Below are 12,415 nucleotides of genomic sequence, written 5' to 3' on the forward strand. Positions count from 1 at the left end.
GTGGACGGAGACGGACGGTGAGCGCGGAGCCCATCGCGTACGCGGATGTGAACCACGAGGCCGCGCTGAAGTACGCCGTTCAGTTCACCGACCACCGGTGGGCCCAGGTCATCGAGGGGCGGATCGTCCTGGTGCCACGAACGTGGGACCACGAGAAGGTCGCAGCGAAGATCCGCGGGCAGCTCCGTGCACGCGTCGACGAGCTCGGATGTACCAGCGGCTCGGGCAGCCTCGACTTCCCCGGCTCGGCGAATTGGTACGTGCCCAGCCTCGCCGTCGTCCCCGAGCGCCTCGCGGCCGGCGCCGGCGCGCTCACCCCCGACCAGACCCTGCTGATCGTCGAGGTCACCTGCGAGTCCAACGGCGACATCGACCGTGTCGTCAAGCGCAAGCGCTACGCCCAGTACGGCGCCCCGCTCCACCTGCTCGCCGACCGGCAGAACCGGACCTGCACGCTGTTCTCCGAGCCGCACGACCTCGGCTACGCCGTCGTGGACGGCCCCCACCCCTTCGGCACGCCGATCCGGCTGCCGGAACCGTTCGGCCTGCTGCTGGACACCGAGGGCTTCTGACCGGTTCTCCGGAGGGCCCGCTCCGGTGGTCACGGCGGGCTGATCGAACAGGTTCGGTGCGGCAGGCCTGGTAGAACACTGACCCGTGGGTATCCAGGAGCGCGAACGCAAGATGTACCGGCCGCTGCGGCGGGCCGGTATCGAGGTGATCCCCGGCGCCGTGCCGGACGGGACGATGCCGTTCGTCTTCGCATTCGGCTCCGAGGACGTCGTCGGTGGTTTCTCCCACCGGTACGAGACTCCGCGGCTGGTGGAGCGCCTCAATGAGGACTGGTACGACCTGGCTGTCTCCTCGGGTCTCTTCGACCGGCGGCGCGAGTTCCTCCTCATGCTTCCGGGGCATACCCGTACCCACGGTGCCTTCTTGCGGGAGTTGCACGGGGGCCGCCGCGCCGCACCGTCGGTGTGGACCAGGGTCCGGCTCATGGGGCGCTGGGACGTCATGGGCCGGGGTGCGGCGTCGGCGTTCCTCGGTATCCGGGCGGGCCATCCGGGCTTCGGCATGATGGCGCTGGACAGCAGCGTGCACATCAGTTGCTCGACGGGTGAGAGCGGCGTCGATGTGGTCGCCGTGGGACACCCGGACCGTTCGGTGAACATCCTGCGGCAGTTGGAGTGGTTCGCGTCGTGGGAGGGCAGCGTCGACCGCGCGTTGCGGGAGCGGGTCGCCCGCTGGCTTGCCGGCCGCGGAACCCCGGCCTGATATCCGGCTGCGCGGTTCGTGCCCGCGTCGATGCGGTGACACCTTTCCCGCCACTGTCAACCTATAGCCGAGTGGGGGCCTTGCGGCAAGGCCCCCTCGGTGTCGCAGAATGTCGGGCCGAGGCCAGAACCTGCAGAAATAGGTGATTTGCTACACATGCGCGCTGAGCGACTGCACCACGAGGACGTCTTCGACCTGCCCGGGCGGCTTGCCGCCAAGGCGGATCCGGCGCTGATCGGCGCGGACCGGGAGCAGTTCGCGGCCATCGCCGAGAGCCTGGAGCAGACCGTCGCCGAGCTGTCCGAGCGGCTGGACGCGCTGCGCCGCGAACCGGGCGGGGCGGGCCGGGCGGCGATGGACCGGGACAACGAGATCCACCGGCTGAGCGGCCGGCTGAGGGCGCTGCGCCGGTTCGGGCTGGACCTGTGCCTGGGCCGGATCGTGGCGGAGGGCGACACCGAGCCGGTGTACATCGGCCGGCTCGGGCTGACCGACGGCGACGGGCGCCGGCTGCTGATCGACTGGCGGTCCCCGGCGGCGGAGCCGTTCTTCGCCGCGACCCACGCCCAGCCGATGGGCTTGGCCAGCCGCCGCCGCTACCGCTGGACGCGCGGCCGGATCAACGACTACTGGGACGAGGTGTTCACCGCGGACGGTCTCGCCGGGAACGCCGCGCTCGACGACCAGTCGGCGTTCATCGCGAGCCTGGGCTCCAGCCGCTCGTCGCGGATGCGGGACGTGCTGGCCACCATCCAGTCCGACCAGGACGCGATCATCCGGGCGGGCTCGCGCGGCGCGCTGGTCGTCGACGGCGGCCCGGGCACCGGCAAGACGGTGGTGGCGCTGCACCGCTCCGCGCACCTGCTGTACTCCGACCCGCGCCTGGGCCACCGCCGCGGCGGGGTGCTGTTTGTCGGCCCGCACCAGCCGTACCTGGCGTACGTCGCGGACGTGCTGCCGAGCCTCGGCGAGGAGGGCGTGCAGACCTGCACCGTCCGCGACCTGGTCGACGAGGGGGCGGTCGCGGCGGTCGAGCACGATCCGGAGGTGGCCCGGCTGAAGGCGTCCGCGGAGCTGGTGAAGGGCATCGAGGCGGCCGTGCGGATCTACGAGGAGCCGCCGACCGAGGGCATGGAGGTCTCCACGTACTGGGAGCAGCTCTGGCTGAGCGCCGACGACTGGGTGCGGGCGTTCGAGGCCGTGGCCCCCGGCACTCCGCACAACGAGGCGCGGGCGCAGATCTGGGAGGAGATCGTCACGCTGCTGCGCGACAAGCTGGAGGTGGACGAGGAGGAGGACGAGGTCGAGGTCACGCCCGCGCTGTTCCGCCGCTCGCTGCGGGAGAACCGGGAGCTGGTCACCACCCTGAACAAGGCGTGGCCGACGATCGAGGCCGCCGACCTGGTCGGCGACCTGTGGACCGTCCCCGCGTACCTGCGGCTGGCCGCGCCGTGGCTCTCCCGGGAGGAGATCCGGCTGATGCAGCGCGAGGACCCGCAGGCGTGGACGGTCTCCGACCTGCCGCTGCTCGACGCCGCCCGGCAGCGCCTCGGCGACCCGGAGTCGGCGAAGGTCCAGCGGCGCCGGGAGGCGGCGCTCGCCGCCGAGCGCGAGCGGATGTCCGGTGTCATCGACCACCTGCTGAACGCCGACGACGACGGCGAGGGCGTGGTCACCATGCTGCGCGGCCAGGACCTCAGGGACAGCCTGATCGACGGCGACGCCCTGCCCACCCTCGACCCGGACCGGCTGGCCGGCCCGTTCGCCCACATCGTCATCGACGAGGCGCAGGAACTCACCGACGCCGAATGGCAGATGCTGCTCCGGCGCTGCCCGTCCCGCAGCTTCACCATCGTCGGCGACCGGGCGCAGGCCCGGCACGGCTTCACCGAGAGCTGGCAGGAGCGCCTCGCCCGGGTCGGCCTCGACCGGATCGAACTGGCCTCGCTGCGGATCAACTACCGCACCCCTGAGGAGGTCATGGCCGAGGCCGCGCCGGTCATCCGGGCCGCCCTGCCGGACGCCAACGTGCCGACCTCCGTGCGCAGCAGCGGACTTCCGGTGGTGCACGGCCCGGCCGCCTCGCTGGAGACCGTCGTCGCGGACTGGCTGGCCGCGCACGAGGACGGCGTCGCCTGCGTGATCGGCGACCCCGGGTACCCGGAGAGCGCGCGGGTGCGCTCGCTCACGCCGTCGCTCTCCAAGGGCCTGGAGTTCGACCTGGTGGTGCTGGTCGACCCGCAGGCGTTCGGCGAGGGCATCGAGGGCGCGGTCGACCGGTACGTGGCGATGACCCGGACGACCGGGCAGCTGGTGGTGCTCACCACCGGCTGACGGCCGGCCGGCGGCTCCCGGCTCAGTCCTGCCAGTGGAACAGCAGGGTGTCGACGGTCAGCGGCACCCGGGCGCCGAACCAGTACACGGCCAGGTCGGTGACCAGCACGCCGCCGGTCTCCCCGTCGATCCAGCGGAACCCGGCCGCCTCCAGCGCGGGGCGTGCCGGGTGGTCGTCGTCCTCGGCGGTCACGAACCGGCCGAGGGTGCTGACCAGGACCTCGCCGGGCGCCAACGGGTAGACGTGGTACGTGCCTTCGCCCTGGCCGTGGTGGTCGCCCGCCTCGACGGGCGGGGCCGGGTCCAGGTCGGCGGCGGCCAGGGCGGCGGTCGCGCGCTCCAGCTGCGCCGGTACGTCGACCGGGTCGGCGGGCGAGGCGCAGATTGCCTCGATCCGCCAGCGCGGATCGCTCGGCCGCTCGCACCACGGCGCCCAGGCGCGAACGATCGGCGCCCGCAACTCCTCGTCCAGGCCGGGGACTTCGACCCGAGGTCGGCCGAGCGCCGCGTCGATCGCGCGGGTCTCGTCGGCGTCCTCGGTCCGCTGGTGGAGCGCGTACGCGGCCCACAGCGCCGCCTCCACGGTCGGTGCCGCGGCCGCGGCCGCGTACGCGCGCAGCCGGTCGAGGTCGGTGAGCCGCTCCTGGGCGGCGAAGGCGACCGTGCGATCGGGGTCGGCGAGCGCATCGGTGACGTCCTCGCCGGCGCGGTCGCGCAGCCGGACGCGGGCCGTGCGGTGCTCGGGGGTGCCGGTGCCGAGCCGGTCCAGGACGGCCGCCGTCCCGTACCGCGCCACCAGCGCGTCCAGGCCCGCCTCGCCGGCCTCGCGGCGGTGCCGCCACGGCTGCGCCGCCGCCACCGCCAGACCGCCGACCGCGGTCGCGTCGCCGAGCCGTCCGCGCGCCAGCAGGTACGCCTCGGCGAGGCCGTAGCTGCTGTCCCGTTCCCGCTCAGGGTCCTGCAGCCAGGGCAGCAACTCGGCCCGTTCGGCGAGCAGTTCGAGCAGCGCGATGCGGACCTCCGGGGTGTCGCGGCTGTCCCGCACCCGGTCCAGCAGCGCGGGCACCCGGCGCTCCGGCACCCGCCCGGCGAGCGCCTCGACGCACGGGCGCCGCCGCCACCACGGGTGCGAGGCGTCCGCGACGTACCGCGCCAAGCGGTCGGGGTCCATCCCGGCCAGGCCGTCGCGGTCGATCCGGCCGGCCTGCGGGACGAACGATCCGATCATGCGCATCCCCGCATGCTAGGGCGTCGGCGTCTCCTCCACCGTCCCGTCCGGTCGAACCCGCGTCCTCCGCACCCCGACCGTACGCCCCCCTCGGGCGCGGTGGGGGACCCCGTGCGGCGACGCGGGCCCGTACCCCGGGTGGTGTCAGGTCAGCAGCCACCTCCTGAAGTCGGCGTCGTAGCTGGTTCCGATGGTCTGCTTGAGGTACGTGCGGGCCGCCTGCCAGTTGCCGGTGCGGTAGTGGCCGAGGACCTTCGCCACGTCGGCCGGGTGGTTCTCCAGCATGTAGTAGACGGCGAGGTAGCCCCAGGCGTAGATCCGGTCCTGGTCGTTCTGCTGCGTGGTGTCGAAGAGCGTGCTCAGCGCGTACGTCTGCTGGGACGCCACACCGCCCGCCCACGCGTTCCACTTGCCGAGGTAGCCGTACGACACGTACTCGGCCAGGCCCTCGATCCACCACAGCGTCGGCGTGGACGTGTTGGCCGTCCAGTCGCCGTACATGTCGAAGCGGCCGTCGAGGTAGTGGGTGTACTCGTGGTTGAGGTTCTTGATCGTGAACGTGGAGGCGGTGTCGTCGCGGTAGGTGACGAACCGTGCCTGGTTGCCGTACGCGGACGGGTCGCCCTCCATGTACTGGCCGCCCGCGCCGGTGTTGGCGCCGTACAGGTAGCCGGCCAGCCGCCGGTACTCGGAACCGGAGCTGAACACCACCACCTCCAGCGAGGTGTTCCGGTCGTTGGCCACCGGCTGCCCGGTGTCCTTCACCACGTTGTGGAAGTACGCGTCCTGACCGGCGAGGCTCCGGCACGTCGACTGGAGCTGCGTGGTGGTCATCTGCTGCGCCTTGATCCGCAAGGTGCTGCTGCACGTGTAGTTGACGGGCAGGTACGCGTCGGCGCCCTGCGCGCTCGCCGACGCGGGGACGACCGCGAGGGTCGTCGCCGCGGCCGCCAGGGCCGTGAGCGCGACCTGGACGACGCGTCGGCGGACCGGGACGAGGGACATGGTTCTCCTGAGGGTTCGTGGGGGTTCGCGGCCGAGGGCGGGTGGACGCCGGCGCGGGGGAGTGGCGCGCACCGCCCAGGAGGGTGGGAGGCGGCACGCACCCCCGGCGGATCGCGAGCGGCTTGTGGCCGCCGGGCTGTCGGACGCCGGGTGCCTGAACTGTGTCGGCCGCGCGACCCACCGACAATGCGGTGCCCGCCGATTCCGGATACGCAAAAAACCGCCGTGCGGTCCTCCGGCGGGCCGACGCCGGGCATCCGTTCTCCCCCGCGCAGGGGAGCCGGACGAACCGCGGGACGGAGGTGGGCGGCTGCGGTGACGAACGAGCCTTGGAACATCGGCAACCCGGAGACACGGAGGTCACGATGGTCGGTCGGCCCGGCTCGGACATGGGCGGCGCTCGCACCGCGCAGCGCGCGAACCTACGGCTTCGGCGGTGGCCCCGGTGGGTGCCGGCGGCCGCTGCCGGGTGGGGAGTGGCGTACGCCGCCGTGGAGGTCGCGTGGGCGGTGGCGGGCGTGACGGTGCCGTGGACGGCACACGCCACGTACGCGCCGGCGGTCCAACTGCTCCTGGCGGCACTTGCGCTCCTGGCCGGTGGCGCCTGCCTCGCGACCACCCGAGTCCTCCGACGGCCGGGCCGGGTCGGCGTGGCGGCCGTGCTGACCGCGGCGCTGCCGGTGTTCGTCGTGGGAACGGGCGGACTTCCGATCCACTTCGTGACGCTGGCGACGTTCTCGGGGATCGAGAGCGCCACCGGGCTGGCCCAGGTGCTGTTGAACACCGCCGGCGCCACGCTGCTGCTGCTCGTCGCCCTGTCGTACCGCCGACGGCTGCGCGGCGAATGCCCGCGCTGCGGGCAGACCCATGGCGGCGCCGACGACGGCCCGCTCGTCCACCCGGCCCCCTCCCGGGCCCCGAGGCGCACCCGCATCGCGGCATACCTGCTCATGGGCGGACTCCTGCCGTGGGCCGGAGCCAAAACCGTCTGGACCCTGGGCGGCAGCGCGCTCGGCGTCGCGGGCGACGACTGGGACCGGACGGTGAACGTCCGCGCCTCGGGGCCGTCGAAGGCACTCGCGTCGGTCGGAATCGACGTCACCGTGCTCGCCGCGGCGGTCGGCGTCTTCCTGCTGCTCGGCCTGCTGCACGCCTGGGGGCAGGTGTTCCCCCGCTGGACGCTGCCACTGGCCGGGCGGCGGGTCCCGCGACTGCTGCCCCTGGTCCCGGCCTGGCTGACCGGCATCCCCCTGGCCATGTACGGGGCCGTCCTCACCGTCACGGCCCCGCTCGTCGCCGTCGGCGTACTCCCCGGGATCGAGCCGTCCCCGCCGTTCACCACCAGCGCGGGCATCACCTGGATGGTCGGGTTCGGCGGCCTGGCCTTCGCCGGCCTGGGCCTCGCACTCGTCGTGGCCGCCCGCTCCTACGCCACCCGTACCCGCCCCGTCTGCGCAGGCGCCGAGGGCGGGCCGCGAAACCGGTTCGCGTCCGGCGGCCGACGTAGCGTAGAGTCTGGTTCACCGACGCGGGGTGGAGCAGCTCGGTAGCTCGCTGGGCTCATAACCCAGAGGTCGCAGGTTCAAATCCTGTCCCCGCTACCAACAGACCGGGCCCGGTGCGCACAAGCGCACCGGGCCCGGTCGCTTTTCTCCGACCGGGGACTGACGGGCCGTCGGCGCATTGTGGCCCATGACACGCAGACATAGACTCGCGTCCCGGAACCATGAGCCGAACGGAGCGCACCCATGTCCAAGGTCACTGCGATCGCCCTGCTCAAGGCCGCCCCCGGCGCCGAGGACAAGGTGCGTGAACAGGCGCTGTCCTTGGTCGCGCCGTCGCGGGCCGAGCCGGGCAACATCAGCTACCAGGCGTACGTCCACCCCGAGGACCCGAGCGCGTGGCTGGTGTTCGAGGAGTGGGAGGACCGGGCCGCGTTCGAGGCGCACCTGTCGAGCCCGCACCTGACCGAGGCGCTCGCGGCGGGTCCGGGACTGCTGGTCGGCCCGCCGGCGGAGCACGTGTTCACCGCTGCTGAGTGATCGGGGGCATTCAGTCCGGGCCGGACCAGTCGAAGGTGATGGTCTTGCTGGACCGGCCGGAGCGGTTCCAGGCGAAGCCGAAGCCGTCGGCCCGGTCGGTGGTGGCGCGGCCCCAGGTGGCGAGCTGGCCGGGTCCGGTCTCGCAGCCGGGGAGGTTGGTCGACTGGACGCGGGCGCCGTCCGGGGTGGTCGGGCCGGTGAGGGCCTCGGCGCGGGCTTCGAGGCGTCCCGGCACGCTGGCGCGCCAGGTGGCGAGATCCTCGTCGATCTCGACCTCGATGGGCGCGAACTCCATGCCCCGCACTTCGAAGGCGGCCATGCCGATCAGCTGGGCGGGCCAGCTGCCGGCCTGTCCACTGAAGATCATCTGCAGCGCCTGGCGCTGACCCTCGTCGGCCCGTTCGTCGAAGATGAGGGCCGCGTACGAGTCGGAGTGCTCGCCCCAGATGTTGCCGACGAAGGAGCCGAGCATCGCCATGTTCAGGCCGTCCAGACGGACGTCGCCGTAGCTGCCTTCACGGATGTGCCAGATCAGGATGCCCTCGCAGTCGCCGGTGGTCGGCGGTTGGGCGAACGAACAAGGGCACGGCACGTTGCACTTGCACACGTCGAACCAGTCACCCGACACACGCCAGGCCGGCACGGCCGTTGCCGCCTGCGTCATCGTCCTCACTCCTCACACAGCCACGGCCGCGGGCCGAGGGGGGCGGAGCGTCGGACGGGTGTTCCCGGTGCGTCCCGCCGCGCCCGGCGGCCAGGATGGGTCGGCCTTCTCCTCCTTCCCATGGTGCTCCCGCACCCGTCGCGGCGGCCAGCGGCGGGAGTGTCGTGGCGCCGGGATCCGTGCTGTGCTGGAAGGATCCGACGGGAGTACGTCATGCGTACGGTTCAGCAGCCGATCAGCAACGACCATCCGCTGCGGCCGGGGGTGCTGCTGCCGGCCAGGGAGCTCGCCGTCGCCTGGGCGCTCGTGGTCGTGATCGCCGCCCTGGCCTGGCTGCTCACCGTGGGCCAGGCCCTGGACATGGGCATCGAGCCCGGAACGATGGGGATGGCGCTGCCGCTGTTCCTCGTGCTGTGGCTCGCGATGATGGCCGCGATGATGCTGCCCTCCGTCGCACCCGTCGCGGTGACCTGGGCCAGGGGGATCGCCCGGCAGTCCGGCGGCGCCACCCGGGCGCTTCGCACCGCGGAGTTCCTCGCCGGGTACCTGGTCGCCTGGACGGCGGTCGGCCTGCTCGCCTACGGAGCGCTCGCGCTCACCGGAGACCTGGTCGACCGGAACCCGGACGCGGGCAAGTGGATCGGCGCGGCCGCCTTCGCCCTGGCCGGCCTGTACCAGCTGGGCCCGCTCAAGAACATCTGCCTGCGCCACTGCCGCAGCCCGATGGCGCAGCTGATGCACTACGCCGCGTACCGGCCGCGGATGCGCGACCTGCGGGTGGGGCTGCATCACGGCGCGTACTGCGTGGGCTGCTGCTGGGCACTCATGGTGGTGCTGATCCCGCTGGGCGTCATGAACATCGCGGCGATGGCGGGACTGGCGGCGCTGATCTTCCTGGAGAAGCTCTGGTACCGGGGACCGCAGCTGGCCCGGGTGGCCGGCGTCGCGTTCCTGGTGCTGGCCGTGCTGGCGCCCTTCCAGGACTGGCTGCTGCCCGGTCTGCAGCCGTCGATGTCGCCGATGTGACCCACGCCACACCTCTCTCCTGTCAGGAATCGGTGCGCTGCCCCGCTCAAGCCACCGAGAGCAGGCAGAACGACAGGAGCGAGAGATGAAGCACCGCATCGTCGTCCTCGGCGCCGGCTACGCCGGGGCCTTCGTGGCCGGGACCCTGGCCCGGCGGCTGTCCCCGGAGGACACCGAGATCACCGTGGTCAACGCCGAGCCGGACTTCGTCCAGCGGCTGCGGCTGCACCAACTCGCGGCCGGCCAGGAGATCGAGGCCCCGAAGCTCGCCGACGTCTTCGCGGGCACCGGGGTCGGGCTGCGCCTGGCCCGTGTCACCGCGGTCGACCCCGAGCGGCAGGTCGTCGTCGTGGCCGACGCCTCCGGCGGCGGCGAGCTCGGCTACGACACGCTCGTCCACGCCCTCGGCAGCCGCGGGGACGACCACGGCGTCCCGGGCGTCGCCGAGTACGCGTTCGACGTCGCCGCCCGACCGTCGGCGCTGCGCCTGCGCGAGCGCCTGGCCGGGCTCGGCGACGGCGGGCGCGTGGTGGTCGTCGGCGACGGGCTGACCGGCATCGAGAGCGCCACCGAGATCGCCGAGTCCCGGCCCGACCTGTCGGTGGCGCTGGTCGCCCGCGGGGAGCTGGGCGCCCGGCTCTCGGCGGGAGCCCGCGGCCACCTGCGCCGGGCCTGCGAGCGGCTCGGCATCACCGTCCGGGAACACGCCGAGGTCGAAGCCGTCGAGGCGGCGCGGGTGCTGTGCGCCGACGGGACGGTCCTGGCGTCCGACGCGACCGTGTGGACGGCCGGGTTCGCGGTCGACACCCTCGCCACCGCCGCCGGACTGGAGGTCGCCGAGAACGGCCGGATCGTCGTCGACCGCACCATGCGGTCGGTCTCCCACCCGAACGTCTACGCCGTGGGCGACAGCGCCTACGCAGTCGGCGACAACGGCCGGCCGCTGCCGATGTCCTGCGCCTCGGCCGGCTACACCGGCCGGCAGGCCACGGACGCGATCGTGGGACGTCTGACCGGCCGGGCGGTCGTGACCAGCAAGCTGGAGTACCTGGGCAACCACATCAGCCTCGGTCGACGGGACGGGATCCTGCAGATGGTCGACGGGGAAGGGCGGGCCAAGCCGAAGTACGTGGGCGGCCTGCGGGCCGCGCGGATCAAGGCGGGCATCGTCCGGATGTCGCTGTGGGCCACCTCGCACCCGACCTTCTGCCTGCCCAGGCGCAGGCGCCGCCTCGCGACCGGGACGGTCGCGGCGTCCGCCGAGCCGGCAGCGGCGACGGCCTGATCCCCTTCAACCACTTCCGCAAGATCCTCTAAGGTGGCTCGCGTGGACAGCACCGCCGCTGATCGCTTCGACACCGGCCGGTTCGAGGCCGGCCGGACCCGGCTGGCCTCGCTGGCGTACCGGCTCCTCGGCTCGGCGTCCGATGCCGAGGACGCCGTGCAGGACGCGTTCCTGCACTGGCAGGCCGCCGACCGGCAGCGGATCAGGGTGCCCGAGGCATGGCTGACCAAGGTCGTCACCAACCTCTGCCTCGACCGGCTCCGCTCGGCACAGGCCCGCCGCGAACGCACCGTCGGCGCCTGGCTGCCCGAACCGCTCCTCGACGGTGACCCGATGCTCGGCCCCGCCGACACCTTCGAGCAGCGCGAATCCGTCTCACTGGCCGTGCTGACGCTCATGGAGCGCCTGTCGCCCGTGGAGCGGGCCGTCTACGTCCTGCGCGAGGCGTTCGACCACGGCCACGCCGAGATCGCCGAGATCCTCGACATCACCGAGTCCGCGAGCCAGCAGCACCTCCACCGGGCCCGGCACCGCATCTCGGCCGCCCGCCGACGCGGCGGCGAGGTCGACCCGGCGACCGCCCGCAGGATCGTCGAGGAATTCCTCGCCGCAGCCTCCTCGGGCCGCACCGAACGGCTGGTGGCCCTGCTCACCGACGACGTGATCGCGATCTCCGACGGCGCCGGCCTGGCCGAGAAGCTGCTCCGCTTCGACACCCCGCAGCGCGTCGCCGCCGTCGCCCGGGCCGGCTTCAAGCCCACCCCCGCGAAGCGGCGCCTGGCCGGCGGCACGCCCGCCATCCACTACGCGGTCGTCAACGGCACCCCCGCCGTCCTGACCGTGGTCGGCGATCGGGTCGTCGGCTCCGTGACCTTCGACATCACGGGCGGCAAGATCTCTACCGTCCGCGGCATCGCCGCCCCCGCCCGCCTCACCCGCCTCACCGAGGCCTGGCGGCAGCACCGACCGGACGCGCCGCTCATCGCCGAGTGGTGACCCGACGGATCGGGCCCGGAGCGGCGAGGCGCTCCGGGCCCGGGCGGGTGGCGCCAGGTCCGGCTCCGAGCCCGGATGCCGAGAGCGACCGGCCGGTGCCGGATGAATGCCGCCCCCGGGGGTCGACCCCCGGGGGCGGCTGTTTCGCGGTCGGGAACCGCTACCGGTCGCCCATGCTCTCGGCGTCGGCCACCGCGATGGCGACTCCGAAGGCCTCGGTGATGTGCGTAGCGGCCGACATCACCCGCGCGGTGCCGACGATCGGCGCGATCGCGACGAGGACGTCCTGCAACTGGCCGAGGGTCAGGTTCTCCTGCATCGCCGGTCCGAGGTGCGTGAGGTACGACAGGGCCGGGGCGTCCATCGCGGCCAGCGCGGCGATCCGGGTGAGGATCAGCATGTCGGGAGCCAGGCCGCACCGGTCGATCGAGTCGGCGGTCATGGCGACGAGGGTGTCGAGGACGGGGGTCTCGGACGATGTGGTGGGCATGCCTGACCATCTCCTGGTGTCGTTGCTGGGTTGCCGGTGCTTCCTGCCGCGGCGAGGGCGCTCCGTGGAA

12 protein-coding genes and 1 tRNA gene are annotated in these 12,415 nt (G+C 73.1%); 9 read left to right on the forward strand and 4 right to left on the reverse strand.

All coding sequences use genetic code 11. The annotated features are described in order from the left end of the window. The first annotated feature begins 17 nt into the window (after nt 1–17). The 3 genes from ACGFX4_RS04495 (at nt 18) to helR (ending at nt 3,609) form a co-directional block, all read left to right on the forward strand. Entirely contained in the window at nt 18–572 is a 555-nt protein-coding gene (locus tag ACGFX4_RS04495; protein WP_393070197.1) for a Uma2 family endonuclease, read from the forward strand. Nucleotides 573–657: 85 nt separating this feature from the next. Beyond that, a complete protein-coding gene (locus tag ACGFX4_RS04500) occupies nt 658–1,275 on the forward strand; it encodes a hypothetical protein (protein ID WP_393070199.1) in 618 nt (205 codons plus the stop codon). Between the two features lie 156 nt (nt 1,276–1,431). Beyond that, complete coding sequence (gene helR / locus ACGFX4_RS04505) at nt 1,432–3,609, forward strand: RNA polymerase recycling motor ATPase HelR (RefSeq protein ID WP_393070200.1); 2,178 nt, start codon at nt 1,432–1,434, stop codon at nt 3,607–3,609. Nucleotides 3,610–3,631: 22 nt separating this feature from the next. Here the strand turns inward: helR and ACGFX4_RS04510 are convergent, their stop codons facing one another. Both ACGFX4_RS04510 and ACGFX4_RS04515 read right to left on the reverse strand, forming a co-directional pair. Then, nucleotides 3,632–4,843 (reverse strand): hypothetical protein, encoded by a 1,212-nt coding sequence (locus ACGFX4_RS04510; protein WP_393070201.1) that lies wholly within the window; start codon nt 4,841–4,843, stop codon nt 3,632–3,634. A gap of 138 nt (nt 4,844–4,981) precedes the next feature. Next, nucleotides 4,982–5,842, reverse strand: coding sequence for a collagenase (locus ACGFX4_RS04515; RefSeq protein ID WP_393070203.1), 861 nt, complete (start codon nt 5,840–5,842; stop codon nt 4,982–4,984). A 476-nt stretch (nt 5,843–6,318) separates the two neighbouring features. Between ACGFX4_RS04515 and ACGFX4_RS04520 the strand changes: the two genes are divergently transcribed. The 3 genes from ACGFX4_RS04520 to ACGFX4_RS04530 all read left to right on the forward strand — a co-directional run bounded on the left by ACGFX4_RS04520 (nt 6,319) and on the right by ACGFX4_RS04530 (nt 7,884). Then, a complete protein-coding gene (locus ACGFX4_RS04520) occupies nt 6,319–7,392 on the forward strand; it encodes a hypothetical protein (RefSeq protein WP_393070205.1) in 1,074 nt (357 codons plus the stop codon). Continuing rightward, nucleotides 7,370–7,446, forward strand: a tRNA-Met gene (locus tag ACGFX4_RS04525). The genes ACGFX4_RS04520 and ACGFX4_RS04525 overlap by 23 nt, the downstream gene beginning before the upstream one ends. Nucleotides 7,447–7,590: 144 nt before the next feature. Beyond that, entirely contained in the window at nt 7,591–7,884 is a 294-nt protein-coding gene (locus tag ACGFX4_RS04530) for a putative quinol monooxygenase (protein WP_393070207.1), read from the forward strand. A 10-nt stretch (nt 7,885–7,894) separates the two neighbouring features. Here the strand turns inward: ACGFX4_RS04530 and ACGFX4_RS04535 are convergent, their stop codons facing one another. After that, on the reverse strand, nt 7,895–8,548 hold the full coding sequence (locus ACGFX4_RS04535; RefSeq protein WP_393070209.1) for a DUF1326 domain-containing protein: 654 nt from the start codon (nt 8,546–8,548) through the stop codon (nt 7,895–7,897). A gap of 213 nt (nt 8,549–8,761) precedes the next feature. On the opposite strand from ACGFX4_RS04535, the gene ACGFX4_RS04540 reads away from it, so the two are divergent. From ACGFX4_RS04540 to ACGFX4_RS04550, 3 genes are all read left to right on the forward strand, one after another. After that, nucleotides 8,762–9,574, forward strand: a complete 813-nt coding sequence (locus ACGFX4_RS04540) for a DUF2182 domain-containing protein (protein ID WP_393070210.1) — start codon at nt 8,762–8,764, stop codon at nt 9,572–9,574. 85 nt (nt 9,575–9,659) lie between these two features. Beyond that, nucleotides 9,660–10,859, forward strand: a complete 1,200-nt coding sequence (locus ACGFX4_RS04545; protein ID WP_393070212.1) for an NAD(P)/FAD-dependent oxidoreductase — start codon at nt 9,660–9,662, stop codon at nt 10,857–10,859. A gap of 42 nt (nt 10,860–10,901) precedes the next feature. Further along, the gene (locus tag ACGFX4_RS04550; protein ID WP_393070214.1) at nt 10,902–11,855 is read left to right on the forward strand and encodes a sigma-70 family RNA polymerase sigma factor; all 954 of its coding nucleotides are present in this window, start codon (nt 10,902–10,904) and stop codon (nt 11,853–11,855) included. Between the two features lie 160 nt (nt 11,856–12,015). Here the strand turns inward: ACGFX4_RS04550 and ACGFX4_RS04555 are convergent, their stop codons facing one another. Further along, nucleotides 12,016–12,345: a carboxymuconolactone decarboxylase gene (locus ACGFX4_RS04555; protein WP_393070215.1), complete on the reverse strand. Its 330-nt coding sequence runs from the start codon at nt 12,343–12,345 to the stop codon at nt 12,016–12,018. Nucleotides 12,346–12,415: the final 70 nt, after the last annotated feature.

Source organism: Kitasatospora sp. NPDC048365 (assembly GCF_043200835.1).
In the GTDB taxonomy this organism is placed as follows: Bacteria; Actinomycetota; Actinomycetes; order Streptomycetales; family Streptomycetaceae; genus Kitasatospora; species Kitasatospora terrestris.